The organism is Micromonospora sp. NPDC047762, from assembly GCF_043204655.1.
Taxonomy (GTDB): domain Bacteria; phylum Actinomycetota; class Actinomycetes; order Mycobacteriales; family Micromonosporaceae; genus Micromonospora.
Map to the genome: position 1 here is coordinate 183691 of NZ_JBIDCQ010000010.1, position 20372 is coordinate 204062.

The following is a 20372-nucleotide window of genomic DNA, read 5'->3' on the forward strand; positions in this document are numbered from 1 at the left end:
CCCGCGGCCACTCCCGTGCCCGCCTCTTCCGCGATCTTGCAGTTTCTGTTGGTCATATGTGCACTTCGCCCTCTATGCCGCGACAGGAAGTGCAAGATCGCGGGGGTGGGGGTGGGTGAGGGCTTCCAGGGGAGTTCGGGGGGCCTTCAGCTGGGTGGCCAGGCGGGCGGCCAGGTGCAGGCGGACCGGGCCCGTCTCGCAGTCGACGACCACGCACGGGGCGCCGGTGGCGGCCAGGACCGCTGCCGCCGCTGCCGCCCGGTCCAGCGGCCGGGTGCCGGCCGTGGCCCTCCCGTCGGTGACGATGAGGACCAGTGGGCGGCGCTTCGGGTCGCGCAGGCGCTCCACCCGCAACAGGTCCGCGGCGGCGAGCAGCCCCTCGGCCAGCGGCGTACGCCCGCCGGTCGGCAGCTCGGCCAGCCGGGTCGAGGCGGCCAGCACCGACGAGGTCGCCGGCAGCAGGGTCCGGGCGCCGGTGCCCCGGAACGCGATCACCGCGACCTTGTCCCGCCGCTGGTACGCGTCGGTGAGCAGGGCGAGCACCGCGTCCTTCACAGTGGCCATCCGCTGCCGCGCGCCCATCGAGCCGCTCGCGTCCACCACGAACAGCACCAGGTTGCCCTCGCGCCCCTCACGAACCGCCTCGCGCAGGTCGTCCCGGCGCAGTCGCAGCGGACCGGTGAACCGGCCCCGGGCCGCCTGGTGCGGCGCGGCGGCGCGGATCGTGGCCGGCAGGTGCAGCGCACCGACCCGACCCGCCGGTACCCGGGCGCCGGTGGTGCGACCCCGCCCGGTGCGGGCCCGAGACCGTCGGCCCGGCACCCCGTCACCCAGGCCGGGCGCGGTGAGCACCCGCGCCTTCAACCCACCCCGGGGTACGGCCACCGGCTGGGACTCCCCGCCGCGGGGCGGGTCGTCGGCACCGGTCGTCGAATGTCCGCCACCGCGCGGGCGCGAGTCCGGGCCATCGTCACCCCGATCGGCCTGCTGGCGCTGCGGCCAGCCGTCGTCGTCGCCCCGGTCGCCCGGCTGGCGCTGCGGCCAGCCGCCGGTGCCGTCCGGCCCGTCAGTGCCAGCGCCGTCACGCGCCGTCGGGTGCTCCGCCGAACCCGGTTCACCCTGGTCGACGCCGTCGCCGCTGCGGTCGCCTCCCTGCGGTCCACCGCCCTGTGGTCCGCCCCCGTTCGGGCCACCGCCACCGGCCGGGCCACCGCCCTGCGGGCCGCCGTCCGGGTCAGTGTCGTCGGGGCCGCGGTCGTCGGGGCCGGCGTCGTCCGGGTCGTCGGGGTGGGCGTCCTGGGCGCGCTGCAACGCCTCGTCGAGGCGCTTCTCGTCCAGCCCCGGGGTGTCGAACGGGTCGCGGCGGCGGCGGTGCGGCAGGGCCAACCGGGCCGCCACCCGGACGTCGTCGATGGTGACCCGGTCCCGGCCGTGCCAGGCGGCGTGGGCGAGGGCGGTACGGGCGGTGACGATGTCGGCCCGCATCCCGTCCACGTCGAATGCCGCGCACACCTCGGCGATCTGCCGCAACGCGGCGTCTGGCAGTCGTACCCCGGGAAGTCGGCGGCGGGCGGCAGCCACCTGGCCGGCGATCTCCGCGTCGGCGTCGGCCCAACGGGCGGCGAAGCCGACCGGGTCCGCGTCGGCGGCCAGCCGGCGGCGGACCACCTCGACCCGGATCTCCGGGTCCCGGCTGGCGCCCACCTCCACAGTGAGCCCGAACCGGTCGAGCAGCTGCGGGCGCAGCTCCCCCTCCTCCGGGTTCATCGTGCCGACCAGCAGGAACCGGGCCGCGTGGCTGACCGAGACGCCCTCCCGCTCGACGTGACTGCGGCCCATCGCCGCCGCGTCGAGCAGCAGGTCGACGAGGTGGTCGTGCAGCAGGTTGACCTCGTCGACGTAGAGCACACCCCGGTGCGCGGCGGCGAGCAGGCCCGGCTCGAAGGCGCGTACCCCCTCGCCGATCGCCTTTTCCAGATCCAGCGCACCAACCACCCGGTCCTCGGCGGCGCCCACCGGCAGCTCGACGAGGCGGGCCGGGCGGGTCTCGGCGGCGACGTCGGCCGGGTGCGGGCCGTCCGGGCAGGCCGGGTCGGGCTCGGCCGGGTCACAGCCGAAACGGCAGCCGGCGACCCGCCGCACCGGGGGCAGCAGCGCGGCGAGAGCCCGCACGGCTGTGGACTTGGCGGTCCCCTTCTCACCCCGGACCAGCACCCCACCGATCGCCGGGGAGACCGCGTTGAGCAGCAACGCCAGTCGCATGTCGGCCATGCCGAGCACCGCGCTGAACGGATAAATCGCCACTGCGCCTTCTTTCGTTCGCGACTGCGGGGCTCGCAGAACCGGCTCACTCCTCGCGCTCACACCCGGTCCTCCAGGTCGCCCTCACTGGCCAGGTACGTGTCGCGCAACCGGTCCAGGGTGGCCGGCTCCGGCTTGGCCCACAGCCCCCGGTCGGCGGCCTCCAACAGGCGTTCGGTGATGCCGCGCAACGCCCACGGGTTGGACTGCTCCAGGAACTCCCGGGTGGTCTCGTCGAAGAGGTACGCGGCGGCCAGGTGCTCGTACATCCAGTCGTCGACAACGCCGGCGGTGGCGTCGTATCCGAACAGGTAGTCCACTGTGGCCGCCAGCTCGAACGCGCCCTTGTAGCCGTGCCGGCGCATCGCGGCGATCCACTTCGGGTTGACCACCCGGGCCCGGAACACCCGCCGGGTCTCCTCGCCCAGCGTGCGGGTGCGCACGTCGTGCGGCATCGCCGAGTCACCCACGTACGCCTGTGGTGACGTGCCGGTGAGGTGGCGGACCATCGCCACCATCCCACCGTGGTACTGGAAGTAGTCGTCGGAGTCGACGATGTCGTGCTCACGGGTGTCCTGGTTCTTCACCGCCACCGCGATCCGGGCGAACGAGCGCTCCATGTCGGCGCGCGCCTCCCGCCCGTCCAGGCCCCGGCCGTACGCGTAGCCGCCCCACACCGCGTACACCTCGGCCAGGTCGGCGTCGCTGCGCCAGGTCCGGGCGTCGATCAGGGGCAGCAGACCAGCGCCGTACGCGCCGGGCTTCGAGCCGAAGATCCGGGCGGTGGCCCGTCGCTCGTCGCCGTGCTCGGCGACGTCGGCGGCGACGTGCGCCCGCAGGTAGTTCTCCTCGTCCGGCTCGTCCAGGGCGGCGACCCGCCGCACGGCGTCGTCGAGCAGCGCCACCACGTGCGGAAACGCGTCGCGGAAGAAGCCGGAGATGCGCACTGTGACGTCGACGCGCGGGCGGCCCAGCTCGGCGGTCGGCACCACCTCGATGCCGGTCACCCGCCGGGACCTGTCGTCCCAGACCGGCCGGCAGCCCAGCAGCGCGAGCACCTCGGCGATGTCGTCGCCCTGGGTGCGCATCGCGCTGGTGCCCCAGACGGTCAACCCCACCGAGCGGGGGTACGCGCCGGTGTCGGCGAGGTGCCGGGCCAGCAGTGAGTCGGCGAGGGCCACCCCGACGTCCCAGGCGTTGCGGCTGGGGATGGCCTTCGGGTCGACGGAGTAGAAGTTGCGGCCGGTGGGCAGCACGTTGACCAGGCCCCGGGTGGGTGAGCCGGACGGGCCGGGCGGCACGAACCTGCCGTCCAGCGCCCCGAGGGTGTTGGTCAGCTCGTCGGTGGTCCGGTCCAGTCGGGGCACCAGCTCGGTGGCGGCGAAGTGCAGCACCGCGGCGACGTCCGGGATCGACCGACCGGTCACCTCCGTCACGACGGCGTCGATGGTGTCCACCGCCCAGTCCAGGGTCTCCATGCCGACGACCAGCCGCCGGGCGAGGGCCTCGATCAGATCGATCGCGTCGGCGGCGGTGCCGGCCGGCCCGTCCACCACGTCGGTCAGCGCCGCGGGCAGTGTCAGTCGCTGTCCCGGCGACGCGAGCAGTTCCTGCTCGTCGAGGGAGTACGCGACGGCGAGGGCCTGTCGCAGGCCAGGCAGGGCGCGGGCCCCGCCCCAGATCTGCGGGGCGCGCAGCACCGCGAGGACCAGGTTGACCAGGGGCTCACCGGTGGGCGCGTCGGCGAGGATGTGCAGCCCGTCGCGGATCTGCACGTCCTTGACCTCGCACAGGTACCCGTCGAGGTGCAGCACGAAGTCGTCGAAGTCGTCCGCGTCGGGCATCGCCTCGGCGTGCAGGTCGTGGTGCAGCTCGGCGGCGCGCACCAGGTCCCAGATCTGCGCCCGTACGGTGGGCACCTTGGCCGGGTCGAGGGCCTGCACCGTCGCGTACTCGTCGAGCAGTTGTTCCAGTTTGGCCAGGTCGCCGTAGGTCTCGGCGCGGGCCATCGGCGGGACCAGGTGGTCGACGACCACGGCGTGCGCCCGCCGCTTGGCCTGGGTGCCCTCGCCGGGGTCGTTGACGATGAACGGGTACACCAGCGGCAGGTCGCCGAGGACCGCGTCGGGCGCGCAGTCGGCGGAAAGGCCGAGGCCCTTGCCGGGCAGCCACTCCAGGGTGCCGTGCTTGCCCAGGTGCACCACGGCGTCCGCGCCGAAGCCGCCGTCCGCGACCGGCGCGGTCAGCCAGCGGTACGCGGCCAGGTAGTGGTGACTCGGCGGCAGGTCCGGGTCGTGGTAGATGGCGATCGGGTTCTCCCCGAAGCCGCGGGGCGGCTGGATCAGCAGCACCACGTTGCCGAAGCGCAGCCCGGCGAGCACGATGTCTCCGCCCTCGGTGTACAGCTCGCCCGGCGGCTCACCCCAGTGCTCCCGCATCCGCTCGCGCAGTTCGGCCGGCACCTGGTCGAACCACCGCTGGTACGTCGGCCCCGGTATCCGTGCCTCGGCCGCTGCCAACTGCTCCGGGGTGAGCCACTCCACGTCGTGACCACCGGCGGCGATCAGCGCGTGGATCAGCGCGTCGCCGTCGTCGGGCGGCGGCGCGTCACCCAGGTCGTAGCCGGCCTCGGCCAACGCGGCGAACAGCCGGACCGCCGACGCCGGGGTGTCCAACCCGACGGCGTTGCCGACCCGGGAGTGCTTGGTGGGGTACGAGCTGAGCACCACGGCGACCCGCTTGTCGGCGTGCGGCACGTACCGCAGCCGGGCGTGGCGTACCGCGATCCCGGCGACCCGGGCGGCCCGCTCGGGATCGGCGGCGTAGACCGAGAGCCCGTCCGCGTCGATCTGCTTGAACGAGAACGGCACCGTGACGATCCGGCCGTCGAACTCGGGGATGGCCACCTGCATGGCGGCGTCCAACGGGGACAGGCCGGCGTCGCTGTCGGCCCACTGTGCGCGGGTGCTGGTGAGGCAGAGCGCCTGGATGACCGGCACGTCCAGGGCGGCCAGGGCGCCGACGTCCCAGGCGTCCTCGTCGCCGCCACCGGAGGCGTCGGCGGCGACCGCGCCGCCGGCCGCGAGCACCGTGACCAGCAGCGCGTCACAGCGGGCGAAGAGCCCGAGTGGTCCGGCGCCCGCGGTCAACCCGCGCAGCGAGCCGCAGAAGATCGGCAGCGGGTTGCCGCCGGCCTGGCGGACCGCGTCCGCGAGCACGTCGACGAATCCGGTGTTGCCGGCGAGGGCGTGCGCCCGGTAGAAGACGATTCCCACTGTGGGCCGGTCCGGGTCGGCGGGGTGGTCGCCGTGCACGCCGTACGCCGGGGTGGGCGCGGGTGCGGCGAACCCCTCGCCGGTGAGCAGCACCGTGTCGGAGAGGAACCGGGCCAACTGTCCGAGGTTGTCCGGGCCGCCCTCCACGAGGTACGCCAGCGACTGGGTGACGACCCCGGACGGCACTGTGGAGATGGCCATCAGCTCGGCGTCGGGCAGCGCCTCACCGCCGAGCACGACAGTCGGCACGCCGGTGGCGAGCACCGCGGCGAGGCCGTCCGGCCACGCCTGTCGACCGCCGAGCAGGCGTACGACGACGAGGGCGACCCCGTCGAGCAGGGCGGGCACCTCCTCGGCGGCGACTCGGGCGGGGTTGGCCAACCGGTAGTCGGCACCGCTGGCGCGGGCGGCCAGCAGGTCGGTGTCGGCGGTGGACAGCAGCAGGATGCGCACGGCAGGCTCCGGAGAGTGACGCCCTGGCCGCTACGGAGGCGACCGGGGCGATGCGGGTGGGTACGGCGTCAGCCGGTACGACGGCCAGAGCGAACGGCGCGCCGACGCATGGGTCGGGGCCGGTCAGCGCCGGGCGATCAGCTCAGCGGTGCCGGTGTCCGGTGTCCTTGGAATGCACTGCCTGGAATGCGAGACGACGAAAGTCGTCGATGAATGAGACGCCGTGCGTCATCGGGTCCTCCTCGGGTGTCCACGCCCTGGGGTACATCCCGACGGCCGAAGTATCCTGGCTTCCGGATCGACGCTCTCCCCCGGCCTTCCAACCGCAGACACACGGCCGTGACTCACGAGGGGGGATCGCTCCCCGGTGACAGTGGCGGGACCGCGTCGGATTCGCACCGACTTCCTTCACTGCCGTCAGGCCGCGAATGCTGCCACACGGCCGCGCCGCCGGTCAACGCGGACCCCACCGCCACCCGACCACGCTCACCGCATCGACCTGCGAAAATATCGGCGCGCGGGTGATGCCTCCCGTCGCGATGGCGGGCTGGGCAAATTGTTGGTCGGCCTCGCGGACTGGCCCGTGGCAGGGGGCGGAGTGGTCACGCGGCCCCTTTGGAGCTGATGTCGTAGACGATTCAGAAGCCTCGGCTCGCGGTCCGCGCCTCGTCAGACGCCACGCGCGACAACCGACACCGGTCGACGCCCCGATCAACGGGCGTGGCGTTCCGGGTGCGCTCGGCTCCAGGTCCGCATCCGTTCCGGGTAGCCGGTGCGCCCGGCCTCGTACAGCGGCACCGCGTGCTTGCGGGCGATGGCCCCGGCCGCGCGGGGCGTTCCGGTACGGCGGCGGATCCACTCGCCGTCGTGGGCGATCGCCACCACAGTGGTGTCCGTCGCCGTGGTCTCCGGCTCCAGGTAGAACTCCACCCCTCGCCGGCTGGCGACGAACGCCTCCAGCGCCGCGAGATCCTCGCGGGTCGCCTCCCGGTCCAGCTTCGTCGGGGTCGCCTCGGCACCCCGTGACCGGCGACTGAACCAGCTCATGACCAGCCCCTCTCCTCGACACCTCTCCCAGTGCACCACCAAATCCTGGCAATACGCTGCACGGCGGATGGGAAAAACCTGACCCGCGCCGGGTGGAACCCGCGGCGGGTGGGCGGTGTCATGAGTGTGATCCGAACGGAGGCTCCCCTGGACGACGAGACGCTCGTCACCCGCGCTCGGGCAGGTGACCTGGAGGCGTACGACCTCCTGGTCACCCGGCACACCGCGTCCGCGTACCGGACCGCGGTGCTGCTCGGCGCGGGCTCGGACTCCGAGGACGTCATCCAGGAGGCGTTTGTGAAGGCGTACCGGAAGCTGTCCCGTTACCGGGGTGACGCGTCCTTCCGGTCGTGGCTGCTCGCGATCGTCGCGAACGAGACCCGCAACCTGCACCGCTCCCGTGGCCGGCGCGACGGGCTCGTCCTGCGGGCGGCGGCAGCGGACCCGAGGTCTGAGATCGCCGAGGACGACGCGGTCGCCGCGGTCCTCGCCGGGGAGCGCCGGAGGTCGCTGGTGCAGGCGCTGCGGCAACTGCCAACACGGGACCGCGAGGTCATCGTCTGCCGGTTCTTCCTCGATCTCACCGAGGAGGAGACGGTGTCGGCTCTGGGCTGGCCCCGGGGCACAGTGAAGTCGCGTACGTCCCGGGCGCTGGCGAAGCTCCGCGGCCTGCTCGACAGTGCGGAGGTCCGGCATGGGTGACCTCGAACGGGAACTGCGCGACCTGTCCGCCTGGCTGGAAACCCCCGATCCGCCCGACGTGACCGCCCGTGTCCGCGTACGACTGGGCGCGACCCCGCCCCGGCGGCGCCGGTGGCGGTCACTCGCCGCGGTGGCGCTCGTCGCCCTGCTGGTCGCGCTGTTGCCGCCGACGCGGGCCGCGATCGCCGACGCCGTCACGGGGCTGCTGCGCTTCGCCGGGGTCAGCATCGCCACCTCACCCGCCCCGATGCCGCCCGGCGGCACCGCGTCGCCGTTGCCCGGGCAGCGGACCGTCGCCCTGGCCGAGGCCCAGCGGGCGGTGCGGTTTCCGATCCGCCTGCCGGCGAAGCTGGGCACGCCCGAACAGGTACTGGTCGCCGACCCGGACGCCACTGGCCGCTACCGGGTGGCGACGCTGCTCTACGACGGGGGCGCGCTGCGCGTCGACGCGTTCGACGGCCACCTCGACCTGGCCTTCCACAAGGAGATCACCCCGCCGGGCGCGAACTGGGTCCAGGTGAACGGCGACTTCGCCGTCTGGGTTGACGGCCCACACGTGTTGTCCTACGTGGACCGGGCGGGTGGGATCCGCAGGGAGACCGCTCGACTTGCCGCCTCGACCCTGATCTGGCAGGACAACGACGTGAGTTACCGGCTGGAGGGGGCCCTCACCAAGGCCGAGGCGATCGAGGTCGCGCGCTCACTGGGCTAGTGCGCGTTCGGGTCCCAGTCCGCGAGCTGCTCCATCGGCTTGGTGTCGCCGGTGGTTTCCACGACGTCGAGCGGGACGCGCTCGTAGAAGTAGAGGACCATTTCGCTCGCCGTGCCTCGCATCGCCATGTCGCCCGGCTCCGCGTCGGCGGCGAGGTCGTCGCAGCGGACGCCGTCGGCGTTGAGGGTCAGGCGCCAGGAGCGGCCCTCGGTCGTGTGCAGGTCGATGGTCGCCGGCTCGAACGGCCAGGGGACGGTCGTCGCCGCCACTGTCGTCAGGAACTCGTCGACGCCCTCGACCGCGACGTCCGTCGGCAGCGGCTGTGCCGCCCCCTGGGTGAGCTGCACGTCGTAGGTGTGGACGGCCAGTTCCTGGACCTGGTGCCGGGCCACGGCTCCGCTGGTCTCCGGGGCCTGCGAGTGGCCCCACCAGGTCCAGCAGCCGCGGTCCGGGCCGGCCTCGCGCATGGCGTCGAGCATCAGCTCGGTCGACTCGGCGAGCCAGGCGTCGAGGGCTTCGCGGTTGCGGGGCGCGGTCGGGGCGCCCTTCGGGTCCGTCCTCGTCGGGGGCTCGGCGCCCGGGCCTGCCGCGACGATGGTGGCCTGGCGGCGGCGGCCGTCGCCGAGGTGCTGCGCCAGTTCGCGCAGCGTCCAGTCCGGGCAGGTCGGGACCTGGGCGTCAAGGTCGGGGGCGGACGCGATCGCGGCGCGGAACGCCGCCGAGCGGTCTTCGATCAGCCGCAGGACCTCAGGGAACTCCACAGTGTTCGGCACCCCGGATGTGTATCACTGCGCTCCGCCCGCCGGATAGTGAATTTGCCGGCCCAGGACGCGTGCGGCTCCGCCGAGCACCAGGAACCTTGTGGGCCTGGGCGGTGTCGGAAGGGTGCGACGAGTCGTCGACGCGTACCGGAAGGAGCGAAATGATTTCCTGGGGCAGGTTGATGCTGGCATCCTCGGTGGTTCTGCTGGCGGGGTGCACGACCACGACCAGCGGGGCGGCGCCGACGGCGGGGGAAGCCACCACGGCGCGCACCGCGCCCGCCTGCGCGGCGCGGGTCGAGACGGGGTCGCTGCCGGACTGGGCGGACGCCGGGTTCAGCGGGGACGCGCGGGTTCCGCACGTCTTCGGCGCGAAGGGTGACATCGTCGCGGTGCTGTTCGCCCACCCACTGCGGCAGGTCCGGACGGACGGGTCGAACAACAAGATCCTGTGGGTGGCGCGCGCCGCCACGACCTCCCCCGACCCGACCGCGCCGGCGACCCTGGAGATCACCGCGAGGCTGGACGGCACCGACACCCGGGTGATCCGGGAGGTTCCCGGTGGCCCCGGTCCGTCGATCATCGACCTGCCCGAGGCCGGCTGCTGGCGCCTCGACCTGCGCTGGTCCGGGCACACCGACACGATGGACCTGGTCTACGCCCCCTGAGCCAGCGCCGGGCCACCTAGGCTGCCTGACGTGCAGGAGGACGAACGGGTAGCGGCGGCGGCCCGCAACAACGCCGAGTGGTGCGACATCGTCTGCGGCAACCAGGGGTTGGCCGGCCGTACCGACGCCGACGCCTGGTGGGTCCCCCACCGTTCGCCGCAGTGGTACCCGGACGCGGTCACCCTACGGCCGGGCGTCGACGCCGAGGCCCTGCTGGCCCGGATCGACGCCGGGCCCGGCGCGTCGGTGAAGGACAGCTTCGCCGACCTCGACCTGTCCGGGTACGGGTTCCGGGTGCTCTTCGACGCGCAGTGGATCCACCGGCCACCGTCTGCACCACCTGCCGACACACCGCTGGCCCCGGTCACCACACCCGACGAGTTGGCGGCCTGGGCGGCGGCCCACGGCGGCGAAGATCTGTTCCGCCCCGCGCTCCTGGCTGACCCCCGCGTACGGGTGCTCGCCCGCCACGACGACCGGGGTGTGGTCACCGGTGGAGCGGTGCTCAGCGGCGACGGCCCGTACGGCGTCTCCAACCTGTTCGCCCGCGTCGACACCTCCCGGGCCATCTGGCGCGCGGTGTGTGCCACAGCGCCCGGCGCGCCGCTGGTCGGCTACGAGAGCACGCCGGAACTGGCGCCGGCGCTCTCCGCTGGTTTCACCACCACCGGCCCTCTCCGCATCTGGCTGCACGGCTAGCGCTCCGGCCACGGGCCCAGCGCACGGACAGCTATGCTGCTTGGCATCGGCACCGATCCGGCCATCACCGGGGAGCCTCCGGAAGAACGGGCAGTTCGACCGCCCCGGTAGAACCGGACGTAGCGGCACGTCACGTCGTGAAATTGAGCGGCGCCTGCACCGTCGAGGCGCAAGCGGGGTGGTACCGCGGAGTCCTGGCCATACGCCCGGCGCTTCGTCCCCGCGTGGGCAGTGAGCTGATGCCCCCGCGAGCGGACGTGAAGTGTAGGGAGAACGTCGGTGCCGGACGGTCCGTCGAAGTCGCCATTCGTGCCACTGCCCACCAAGATCGACCTTGGCGGGATGGACCGTGCGGTCATCGAGTGGTGGCAGGCCAACAACGTGTTCAACCGGAGTCTGGAGCAGACGGCCGACGGCCCGCCGTGGGTGTTCTACGAGGGCCCGCCGACCGCCAACGGCACGCCGGGCACCCACCACATCGAGGCGAGGGTCTTCAAGGACCTCTTTCCCCGGTACCGGACGATGCGGGGCTTCTCGGTGCCGCGCCGTGCCGGGTGGGACTGCCACGGCCTGCCCGTCGAGCTCGCGGTGGAGAAGGAACTGGGGCTCAGCGGCAAGGCCGACATCGAGAGGATGGGCGTCGCGGAGTTCAACGCCCTGTGCCGCACCTCGGTGCTGCGGCACGTCGACGAGTTCGTCCAGCTCAGCGAGCGTATGGGTTACTGGATCGACCTGGAGCATCCGTACCAGACCATGTCCCCGGAGTACGTGGACAGCGTCTGGTGGTCACTGAAGCAGATCCACGACGGCGGGCGGCTGGTGGAGGACTTCCGGGTCGCGCCGTACTGCACCCGCGACGGCACGACCCTGTCCGACCACGAGGTGGCGCAGGGGTACGAGACCGTCACCGACCCTTCCGTGTACGTGCGGTTTCCGGTGCGCGGGGACGTGGCCGGACACAGCGGCGTCGACCTGCTGATCTGGACCACCACCCCGTGGACCCTGGTGTCCAACACCGCCGTCGCCGTACACCCCGGGGTGACGTACGCCCTCGCCCGCACCGGGCAGGGCACGTTCGTCGTCGCCGAACCGCTGGCCCGGCGGGTCCTCGGCGACGAGGCGGAGATCCTGGCGACCGTACCCGGGTCGGCCCTGGAAGGACTGCGGTACGAGCGGCCGTTCGACCTGGTCGACATCCCGGACGCGCACCTCGTGGTCCTCGCGGAGTACGTCACGACCGAGGACGGCACCGGCCTGGTCCACCAGGCGCCGGCATTCGGCGCGGACGACCTCGCCGTCTGCCGCGCGTACGGGTTGCCGCTGGTCAACCCGGTCGCCCCGAACGGGCGGTTCAACGACGGCATCGACCTGGTCGGTGGGGTGTTCTTCAAGGACGCCGACGCGTTGCTGATCGACCGTCTCAGGCAGTCTGGTCGGTTGTTCCGGCACGAACCGTTCGAGCACCCCTACCCGCACTGCTGGCGGTGCCACACGCCGCTGATGTACTACGCGCAGCCGTCCTGGTACATCCGGACTACCGAGGTCCGCGACGAGCTGACGCGGGAGAACGAGAACACCAACTGGTTCCCGGAGCACATCAAACACGGCCGCTACGGCGACTGGCTGAAGAACAACATCGACTGGGCGGTGTCCCGTTCCCGGTACTGGGGCACCCCGCTGCCGCTGTGGCGATGCCCGGACAACCACGTGACCGCTGTCGGTTCCCGTACGGAGCTCGGGGAGCTGGCCGGCGTCGACCTGTCCGAGCTGGATCCGCACCGCCCGTACGTCGACGAGATCACCTTCGCCTGCCCGGACTGCGGCCGGACCGCCACCCGGGTCCCGGAGGTGATCGACGCCTGGTACGACTCCGGGGCCATGCCGTTCGCGTCGTTGGGCTACCCCCACGTGCCGGGTAGCAGGGAGATCTTCGAGCGCACCTACCCGGCCCAGTACATCTGCGAGGCGATCGACCAGACGCGGGGGTGGTTCTACACGCTGATGGCGGTGGGCACGCTGGTCTTCGACCGGTCCCCGTACGAGAACGTCGTCTGCCTCGGGCACATCCTGGCCGAGGACGGCCGCAAGATGAGCAAACACCTGGGCAACATCCTGCTGCCGATCCCGTTGATGGACACCCACGGCGCCGACGCGGTGCGCTGGTTCATGGCGTGCTCCGGCTCACCGTGGTCGCCGCGCCGAATCGGGCCCGGCCCGCTCGACGAGATCGTCCGCAAGGTGTTGATGACGTACTGGAACACCGCGGCGTTCTTCTCCCTCTACGCGGCGAACTCGACGTGGGCGCCGCAACTGGCGCAGCCGGTCGCCCAGCGGCCGGTGTTGGACCGGTGGATCGTCGGCGAGGTCCACGCCCTCGCGGCCGCCGTGGACGAACGGATGCAGAACTACGACACGGCGCGCGCCGGCCGGCTGCTCGCCGACTTCATCGACGACCTGTCGAACTGGTACGTGCGGCGGTCGCGGCAGCGCTTCTGGGAGGGCGACCCCGACGCCCTCACCACCCTGTACGAGTGCATCGACATTCTCACGCGGCTACTGGCGCCCTTCGTGCCCTTCGTCACGGAGCAGGTGTGGCAGCAGGTCGTCCGGCCGGGTGCCGCGACGGCCGCGGAGTCGGTGCACCTGGCGACCTGGCCAACCCCCGACACCACACTGATCAGTACGGAGTTGTCGGCCCAGGTGGCCACGGCGCGGGCGTTGGCCGAGGCGGGACGGTCCGCGCGTAAGGCGAGCAGTCTGCGGATCCGGCAGCCGTTGAGCCGGGCGCTCGTGGGCCTGCCGGCCGGCACCGTTCTTCCGCAGGCGTTGCTGGACGACATCGGCGACGAGTTGAACGTCAAGGTCCTCCAGCCGCTCGACGCCCAGAGCGGGGTCATCGACGTGCGGGTCAAAGCGAACTTCCGGACCCTGGGCCGCCGGTTCGGCAACCGCACCCAGCACGTCGCGACGGCGATTGCCGCCGTCGCCCCCCGCGACCTGGTCGACGGCGTCCGGGTGAACGGGACGTACCCGCTGTCGGTCGACGGTACGCAGGTCGAGGTGGGCCTGGACGACATCCTGATCACGGAGGTGCCGCGCACCGGTTGGGTCGTGGAGTCCCAGCGCGGCGCGACGATCGCGTTGGACACCGAGATCACCCCCGAACTGGCAGCCGAGGGCGTCGCACGCGACGTCGTCCGTATCGTTCAGCAGGCCCGCCGCGACGCCGACTTCGAGGTGGCCGACCGGATCACGGTGTCGATCGCCGCGTCCGCCGAGGTGGCGGCGGCGATATCCACGCATCAGAAGCTCATCGCGCACGAGACCCTCGCGCTCAGGCTGACCGTGGTGGACGCGTTGTCGGAGGGTTTCTCCGGCACCGTGGGCAACGGCTACGAGATCGTCGTACACGTCGTGCGGGCCTGAGCGGTGGCCGGGTGGCCGGGTGGCCGGTCAACCGAGCCGGGTCAGGTCCTCCGGGATCAGGCGCAGGGCACCGGCCGCCACGTTCTGCGCCAGGTGGTCCGGGTTGGCGGTGCCGGGGATGGCCAGCACGTGGGGGCCCTGGTGCAGGGTCCAGGCGAGGCGTACCTGCTGCGGGGTGACGCCGTGCGCGCGGGCGACCGCCTCGACGGCCTCGCCCTGCGTGGTGCTCGCGCCCGCCTCCCGCCCGGTGCCGACCAGCGCGAAGAACGGCACGTAGGCGATGCCCCGCTCACCGCAGAGCCGGACGAACGCGTCCTGCTCCCGGTAGGCGTCCACCCCGTAGTTGTTCTGCACGCAGACCACCGGCGCCATGCCCGTCACCTCGTCCAGCTGTTCCGGCCGGACGTTGGAGAGCCCGAGGTGCCGGATCAGCCCGGCGGCCCGCAGCTCGGCGAGCGCGCCGAACCGGTCGGCCACCGGCACCGCACCCGGCCCTCGGCCGAGGCGCAGGTTCACCACGTCGAGCTGGTCGCGGCCGAGCCGGCGAAGGTTCTCCTCCACCTGGACCCGCAACTGCGCCGGGGTGAACGCCTCGGTGAAGCCCGCCTCCGGGTCGTACCCGAAACCGACCTTGGTGGCGATCACCAGGTCCTCCGGGTACGGGGCGAGCGCCGCGCGGATCAGCTCGGTGGCGTAGCGGGCCGGGCCGGTGCCGACACGTAGGGTGCCGCCGGGCGAGACGTAGAACGCGGCGGTGTCGATGTGGTTGACGCCCAGCTCCACGGCGCGGCGCAGCAGGGCGACGGCCCGGTCAGGGTCGGGGTTCGCGGTGATCCGCATGGAGCCGAAGCCCATCCGGCGCACGGTGCGGTCGCCCAGGGTCCAGGTGCCCGCCGCAGCGGCGGTGATCTCGTCGGTTGGCATCGGGCGACCCTAACCAGCTCGGGTACGTGACGCAGTCGGCCACGCACCCGATACCGCCCGACGGCGGAGTGGGTTAGTTTTTAATGGCAGATGAAACCGCGTGCGGCGGGCGCAGCACCGGCACCAGCAGCAGGGTCGGCAGCAGCAGCAACGGCACCGCCAGCAACGCGCGCAGGGTGCCGACCTCGTCGCCGACCAGCCCCAGCAACGGCGGGCCACCGAGGAACGCGGTGTAGCCGATCACCGCGACCACGCTCACCCGCACCGCCGCGTGCGCCTCGTCGTCGGCCGCCGCGCTCATCCCGACCGGGAAGCCCAGCGACGCGCCCAGGCCCCACAACGCGACGCCGATGACAGCCACCGGCCCGGAGCCCGCCAGCACCGCCAGGCCGGCGCCGACCACGGCGAGGCAGATGGTGCCACTGAGCACCGGCACCCGACCCCACCGGTCCAGCGCGATGGTGCCGACGGTGCGTCCGACGGTCATGCCGACCACGAAGACCGCGAAGACCGCCGCGCCGGCGGCCTCGCTCAGCTCCCGTCCATCGATGAACGCCACGGCCAGCCAGTCGTTGGCGGCACCCTCGGTGAACGCCGCCACCAGCACGAACAGCCCGATCAGCAGGGTGCGCGGCTCCCGCCAGGCGGCGAGCTGAGCCCGGCGGCGGGCAGCCGGGGTGGCGTCCGCCGGGTCGCCGGTGTGATCGCTGCCCACGGGCAGGAACGTCCGGGCGGCGAGCGCGGTGCCGGTCAACACGACAACCGCCACAGCGACGAGATGCGCGCCGACCGACACGTCGAACCGGGCCGCCCCGGCGCCCAGCGCCGCTCCGGCCACCGAGCCGAGGCTCCACCCGGCGTGGAACCGGGGCATGATCGTACGAGCCAGCCGCCGTTCCACCGCCGCGCCCTCGACGTTCATCGCCACGTCGCAGGCGCCGGAGCCGTAGCCGAGGGCGACGAGTCCCAGGGCGACGATGGCGAACGACCCGGTCATCGTGGCGCCCAGGCCCGCCACGGTCAGGCCGACCGCGACCACCGCGGTGGCGAGGGTGACGGTGCGGGCCGCGCCGAGACGCTGGGCGAGCAGGCCGGCGGTGGGCATGGCGAGCAACGCGCCGACGCTCATCGCCAGCAGCAGCAACCCGAGTCGGCCGGCGGAGAGGTCCAACGCCTCCCGGACCGCCGGAACGCGGGAGAACCAGCTACCCACGGCCAGCCCGTTGAGGGTGAAGGTGACAGCGACGCCATTGCGGGCGAGCCGCACCGTCCGCAGGGTCGGCGACGCGGTTTCCGGGGCTAACGGGCGACTGGTGGGGGCGCTCACGAGGGTAAGTCCTCTTTCTCGAGGTGATCTCCTGGCACGATCGCACACCTGAGAGCGCTACCACCACAACCGGGCACCGCCCCTTACCGCTGCTGGACCGGCCGGGGCATGATGGGCAGGCGTTGGTCCGACCGGACGGGCCGCCGCAGGAGGCGACGATGACGACAGCGGCACACCGACCGGCCACTCTTGAGGACGTGGCCCGGGTCGCCGGGGTGTCCCGGTCCACCGCGTCGCGGGTGATCGCCGGCACGGGGTTCGCCTCGCCGGCCGCCCGGAAACAGGTCACGGCCGCCGTCGACCAGCTCGGCTACGTGCCCAACCCGGCCGCGCGGGCGCTGGTCCACGGCCGAGGCGGCGTACGCCTGGTCGTGGCCGTTCTGGGCACCAGCGCCGCCGTGCTGGACGACCCGTACGTGAACCAGGTGGTCGGCGCGGCCGCCCGGGTGTGCACGCCCGCCGGTGTCGGGGTGGCCCTGTGCTGGCTGCCGTTCGGCGACCCCCGCAGCCTCGACCAACTCGACGGCGATCGCAGTGTGTGCGGGGTGATCCTGGTCAACACCACCGAGGAACTGCTGGCGGCGGTGCCCCGGTCGCTGCGCGGTCGGGTGGTCTCGATCGGCATCGGCTCGGCGACAGTGCCCTCTTTTGACGTCGACAACGCCGCCGGCTCCGAGGCGGTGCTGCGTCATCTGTACGCCTCGGGTCGCCGCCGGATCGCCATGGTGACCGGCCCCCGGTGGCTGCCCTGCGCGCAACGCCCCGTTCAGACGTACCGCCGACTGATGGCCGAGGCCGGCCTACCGGAGCGGATACTGCCCGGGGACTTCCGGGCGGCGCGCGGCCGGACGGCGGCCGGCGAGGCGCTGCGCCGCTGGCCGGACATCGACGCCATCTACGCGATCAGCGACGACACCGCGCTCGGGGTGATCGCTGGCCTGCGCGACGCGGGCGCGCAGGTGCCCGGCGACGTCGCGGTGGCCGGCTTCGACGACATTCCGTTGGCCGGGATGACCGCCCCGGCGCTGACCACGGCGAGTCATCCGGTCGGGCGGATCGCCGGCGCCGCAGCCACCGCTCTGCTGGAGGGGCGCCCAGCTGCCCCGGTGACCCTCTTCCCGTCCGCACTGGTGGCACGGGCCAGCGCTTGAGTCGACGCCCGGTCGAGCACGCTCACGGTTAACCAGTGGCGGGCCGGGTAACCGCGTCGGACCTTCCGTCCACCGTGAGGAGCGCCGACCCGTGTCCGACTCCGCGCCGTCGCACTGGGACCCGGCGCCGAGCCCCCGGGACGGCCGGTTGACCGCCCGCCGCCACCCTCCGGTGACGCCGGGCCGCACCGGGCTGGTGCCGATGACCGGCCCCGACGGTGACCGGCTGGCCCTGGGGTACGCCCCGGAGCCGGCGACCGACGGTTCGGCGTACCGGTTGGTGCTTCTCCTGCATGGTGCGGGCGGCTCGGCGCGACAGGGGCTGGACCTGCTGTTGCCGGTCGCGGACGCGCATCACCTGCTGCTGGTCGCCCCGGACTCGTCAGCGGCCAGTTGGGACCTGATCGCCGGTGGTTTCGGGGCGGACGTGGGGCGCATCGACGGGCTGCTGGCGACCGTCTTCGACACCTACCCGGTGGCCGACGTGACGGTCGGTGGCTTTTCCGACGGCGCCTCGTACGCGCTGTCGCTGGGCTTGGCGAACGGGGATCTGGTCGACGCGGTGCTGGCCTTCTCCCCCGGTTTCGCCGCGCCACCGGTCACCCACGGCCGGCCACGGATCTTCGTCTCGCACGGCGTCGACGACCGGGTGTTGCCCATCGACGTGTGCAGCCGCCGTCTCGTCCCCCACCTGCACGACCTCGGCTACGACGTGACCTACCAGGAGTTCCCCGGCGGCCACGACATCCCCGCTCCGATCCGCGACGCCGCCACCACCTGGCTGACCGCCCATCCTTGAAGGGCGGGGAACCAGCGTTGAACAGTGCGGACCTCAGACCGGTGGGAGGCCCAGGGCTTCGTCGACGCGGGCGAGGACGGCGGCGTCGTCCTCCGGGTTGACGCCGCGCAGCAGGTCGATGGCCGTGGCCCGGACCTGACCGATGATCATCGCTAGGGGGAGGGTCTGCGTGGGGCCGAAGAGCTGCCCGGCGGCGTGCACCGCGGCCAGCGCCGACTCGTCGGCCCGGGTGGCGTGCCCGTCGGCGGTCTCCTCCTGCCCGTCCAGGTCGGCGGCGAGGGCGGCACCGGCCTGACGGACCGCCTCGGCCAGTGACCGCAGGGCGACGCCCAGCTCGGGCGGAACAGGAGTGTGCAGCCGGCTGAGGGTCACGCCCGCACGGGCCAGCACGCGGACGTTGCGGACCGCGTAGTCGATCTGTCGGATCGACTCGTCCACCGAACGCAGCCGACCGATGTGCCGACGTCGACGGACGTTGAGCCGCAGCGCCTCACCGGCGGCCAGCACACCGTCGCGCAGCCCGTCCACCCGGGCGTCCATCCCCCGCGCCTGCCTCAGCGCGGCGACCGCCGCCGGCTCGTCGCGGTCGTTCAGCGCGTCGGCGATCCCGCCCAGCAGACCGGCCAGCTCGTCGAAGGTCCGCCGCACCTCGGCGACCAGCGGGGCCAGCGGATGCCGGGCGTCGACCAGCAGGCTGGCCGCGAGGGCGACCGCGCCGCCGACCAGCGCGTCGACGAAGCGGAACGGCACCAACGAGCCGTCCGGCGGTGCGACCACCACGAGGTAGAGCGCGGAAACGGCCGCCTGCACCAGCGTCACGCCGGTGGCGCCGAAGGCCACCGCCAGGAGGACTGTGAGCAGGATGACGGTGAACACCGTCCAGGTGCTGCCCGGGCCGAGCGCCTGCACCACCAGGTCCGCGACGAGCACCCCGGCGGCGACCCCGAGGATGACCTCGACGGCCCGGCGGATGCGCTGCCCCCGGGCCTGTCCAAGGACGATCAGCGCGGCGGCCGGCGCGAAGAAGGGCTGCGGGTGCCCGAGCAACCGGGTGGCCAGCAGCCAGGCCACTGTCGCCGCGACGGTTGCCTCCAACACCGGCCGCCAGCCGTGCCGCAGCCGGCCGCCGGCCGTCCGCAGGCCGCTGAACCGCTCCATCGCCCAACCTCTCACCAGCTCACGCCCGCACACCGCAGCACGCCGTTCACTCCCCCTTTGGAGCTGATGCCATAAACGAATCAGGCGCGATGTCGTAAACGATTCAGCTCCAAAGGGCCGGCCCACCGCACCACGCCGGCGGCCACGGCATCCCGTGGCGATCGTCTCCCATAACGCGTCGGACCTGATCACCGGGCTGCTGTGCGACCCTCCCGGGTGCCAGCGCGCAGGCGGGCCCGCACACCGTCGGCCCACGCGCCACCAGGCCCGCACACCATCAGGCCTGCGCGCGGCCAGGCCCGGCGTCCCGCTCGTCGACCGGCGCCGGTCGGGTCAGCTTCCGGTGAGGGCGCGCAGCAGCGTACGGACGGCGGCGCTCAGGTCGGCGCGGCTGGCGACCGTACCGGGCGGTGGGGCGCTGAGCGCGCCCGCGCCGGCCAGCCGGTCGAAGAGCAGCCCGTCCACGAACGCCACGAACTGGTCGCCCTGCCGATCGGGGTCGGTGGCCCCGGCCCGGGTCAGCAGGTCCCGGGCCTGCACCCGCAGGCCGGTGCCGTGCTGCAGGATGCCGCGCAGCTCGGGCCGGTGCACCGCCTCCAGCAGGCACGCGTATCGGGCGAGGCTCCGGCTGCGTCCGGTGCTCAACCAGCGGTCGAGCACCTCGGCGACGCCGGCGGCGAGCGCGTCGAGGTCGCCGCTGTCGAGCCTGGGGGCAGGGGTCGGGGGTGGCGGGCCGGTCGGCAGGTCGTACGCCGCCAGGTCGGCCCGGTCCCGCTCGGCGAGCCGTCCCACCACCGCCTCGATCAGCGCCTGCCGGGTCCGCAGGTACGCGGAGGTGGTGCCCGGCGGCATTCCGGCACGGCCGTCGACCGCCCGGTGGGTCAGGGCTCGCATGCCACCGTCGGCGATCAATTCGATGGCCGCGTCGGTCAGTGTCGCGATCCGGTTCCCCCGCGCCGACATGGCACT

General features: G+C 73.1%; 15 protein-coding genes and 1 riboswitch. Of the genes, 7 read left to right on the forward strand and 8 right to left on the reverse strand.

Annotated features, from left to right (window positions below):
• Positions 1 to 72: 72 nt before the first annotated feature.
• The 3 genes from ACGF3C_RS27790 to ACGF3C_RS27800 form a co-directional block, all read right to left on the reverse strand.
• Positions 73 to 2364 carry a magnesium chelatase subunit D family protein gene (locus ACGF3C_RS27790; protein WP_393226548.1) on the reverse strand — a complete coding sequence of 764 codons (2292 nt, stop codon included), beginning with the start codon at positions 2362 to 2364 and terminating at the stop codon, positions 73 to 75.
• On the reverse strand, positions 2361 to 6029 hold the full coding sequence (gene cobN / locus ACGF3C_RS27795) for a cobaltochelatase subunit CobN (RefSeq protein WP_393226550.1): 3669 nt from the start codon (positions 6027 to 6029) through the stop codon (positions 2361 to 2363). Before cobN ends, ACGF3C_RS27790 begins: the two co-directional genes overlap by 4 nt.
• A gap of 279 nt (positions 6030 to 6308) precedes the next feature.
• Positions 6309 to 6438: riboswitch (cobalamin riboswitch) on the reverse strand.
• Positions 6439 to 6740: 302 nt separating this feature from the next.
• Entirely contained in the window at positions 6741 to 7076 is a 336-nt protein-coding gene (locus ACGF3C_RS27800) for a hypothetical protein (protein ID WP_357227379.1), read from the reverse strand.
• A 120-nt stretch (positions 7077 to 7196) separates the two neighbouring features.
• On the opposite strand from ACGF3C_RS27800, the gene ACGF3C_RS27805 reads away from it, so the two are divergent.
• Together ACGF3C_RS27805 and ACGF3C_RS27810 are read left to right on the forward strand one after the other, a co-directional pair.
• Positions 7197 to 7778, forward strand: coding sequence for an RNA polymerase sigma factor (locus tag ACGF3C_RS27805; RefSeq protein WP_355007409.1), 582 nt, complete (start codon positions 7197 to 7199; stop codon positions 7776 to 7778).
• Positions 7771 to 8490: a hypothetical protein gene (locus ACGF3C_RS27810; protein WP_357227382.1), complete on the forward strand. Its 720-nt coding sequence runs from the start codon at positions 7771 to 7773 to the stop codon at positions 8488 to 8490. Before ACGF3C_RS27805 ends, ACGF3C_RS27810 begins: the two co-directional genes overlap by 8 nt.
• On the opposite strand, the gene ACGF3C_RS27815 is transcribed toward ACGF3C_RS27810, so the two are convergent.
• Positions 8487 to 9263 (reverse strand): maleylpyruvate isomerase family mycothiol-dependent enzyme, encoded by a 777-nt coding sequence (locus ACGF3C_RS27815; protein WP_357227385.1) that lies wholly within the window; start codon positions 9261 to 9263, stop codon positions 8487 to 8489. The two genes, ACGF3C_RS27810 and ACGF3C_RS27815, sit on opposite strands and share 4 nt — an antisense overlap.
• 149 nt (positions 9264 to 9412) lie before the next feature.
• On the opposite strand from ACGF3C_RS27815, the gene ACGF3C_RS27820 reads away from it, so the two are divergent.
• The 3 genes from ACGF3C_RS27820 to ileS all read left to right on the forward strand — a co-directional run bounded on the left by ACGF3C_RS27820 (position 9413) and on the right by ileS (position 14044).
• Positions 9413 to 9919, forward strand: a complete 507-nt coding sequence (locus ACGF3C_RS27820; RefSeq protein ID WP_357227388.1) for a hypothetical protein — start codon at positions 9413 to 9415, stop codon at positions 9917 to 9919.
• Between the two features lie 30 nt (positions 9920 to 9949).
• A complete protein-coding gene (locus tag ACGF3C_RS27825; RefSeq protein WP_393226553.1) occupies positions 9950 to 10618 on the forward strand; it encodes a hypothetical protein in 669 nt (222 codons plus the stop codon).
• A gap of 279 nt (positions 10619 to 10897) precedes the next feature.
• The gene (gene ileS / locus ACGF3C_RS27830) at positions 10898 to 14044 is read left to right on the forward strand and encodes an isoleucine--tRNA ligase (protein ID WP_393226555.1); all 3147 of its coding nucleotides are present in this window, start codon (positions 10898 to 10900) and stop codon (positions 14042 to 14044) included.
• A gap of 27 nt (positions 14045 to 14071) precedes the next feature.
• Here the strand turns inward: ileS and ACGF3C_RS27835 are convergent, their stop codons facing one another.
• On the reverse strand, positions 14072 to 14968 hold the full coding sequence (locus tag ACGF3C_RS27835) for an aldo/keto reductase (protein WP_393226557.1): 897 nt from the start codon (positions 14966 to 14968) through the stop codon (positions 14072 to 14074).
• Between the two features lie 73 nt (positions 14969 to 15041).
• The gene (locus ACGF3C_RS27840; RefSeq protein ID WP_357227399.1) at positions 15042 to 16295 is read right to left on the reverse strand and encodes an MFS transporter; all 1254 of its coding nucleotides are present in this window, start codon (positions 16293 to 16295) and stop codon (positions 15042 to 15044) included.
• A gap of 158 nt (positions 16296 to 16453) precedes the next feature.
• Between ACGF3C_RS27840 and ACGF3C_RS27845 the strand changes: the two genes are divergently transcribed.
• Positions 16454 to 17446, forward strand: a complete 993-nt coding sequence (locus ACGF3C_RS27845) for a LacI family DNA-binding transcriptional regulator (RefSeq protein ID WP_393226559.1) — start codon at positions 16454 to 16456, stop codon at positions 17444 to 17446.
• A gap of 91 nt (positions 17447 to 17537) precedes the next feature.
• A complete protein-coding gene (locus ACGF3C_RS27850; RefSeq protein ID WP_393226561.1) occupies positions 17538 to 18245 on the forward strand; it encodes an alpha/beta hydrolase in 708 nt (235 codons plus the stop codon).
• A gap of 33 nt (positions 18246 to 18278) precedes the next feature.
• On the opposite strand, the gene ACGF3C_RS27855 is transcribed toward ACGF3C_RS27850, so the two are convergent.
• Positions 18279 to 19403, reverse strand: a complete 1125-nt coding sequence (locus ACGF3C_RS27855; RefSeq protein WP_393226563.1) for an aromatic acid exporter family protein — start codon at positions 19401 to 19403, stop codon at positions 18279 to 18281.
• Between the two features lie 333 nt (positions 19404 to 19736).
• Positions 19737 to 20366: a TetR/AcrR family transcriptional regulator gene (locus tag ACGF3C_RS27860; protein ID WP_393226564.1), complete on the reverse strand. Its 630-nt coding sequence runs from the start codon at positions 20364 to 20366 to the stop codon at positions 19737 to 19739.
• Positions 20367 to 20372: the final 6 nt, after the last annotated feature.

What these genes read in the sequence shown, in the direction of transcription:
- ACGF3C_RS27800 (WP_357227379.1), bottom strand. Translation starts at nt 7,076, where the DNA reads ATGAGCTGGTTCAGTCGCCGGTCACGGGGTGCCGAGGCGACCCCGACG.
- ACGF3C_RS27805 (WP_355007409.1), top strand. Translation starts at nt 7,197, where the DNA reads ATGAGTGTGATCCGAACGGAGGCTCCCCTGGACGACGAGACGCTCGTC.
- ACGF3C_RS27810 (WP_357227382.1), top strand. Translation starts at nt 7,771, where the DNA reads ATGGGTGACCTCGAACGGGAACTGCGCGACCTGTCCGCCTGGCTGGAA.
- ACGF3C_RS27820 (WP_357227388.1), top strand. Translation starts at nt 9,413, where the DNA reads ATGATTTCCTGGGGCAGGTTGATGCTGGCATCCTCGGTGGTTCTGCTG.
- ACGF3C_RS27835 (WP_393226557.1), bottom strand. Translation starts at nt 14,968, where the DNA reads ATGCCAACCGACGAGATCACCGCCGCTGCGGCGGGCACCTGGACCCTG.
- ACGF3C_RS27845 (WP_393226559.1), top strand. Translation starts at nt 16,454, where the DNA reads ATGACGACAGCGGCACACCGACCGGCCACTCTTGAGGACGTGGCCCGG.
- ACGF3C_RS27855 (WP_393226563.1), bottom strand. Translation starts at nt 19,403, where the DNA reads ATGGAGCGGTTCAGCGGCCTGCGGACGGCCGGCGGCCGGCTGCGGCAC.
- ACGF3C_RS27860 (WP_393226564.1), bottom strand. Translation starts at nt 20,366, where the DNA reads ATGTCGGCGCGGGGGAACCGGATCGCGACACTGACCGACGCGGCCATC.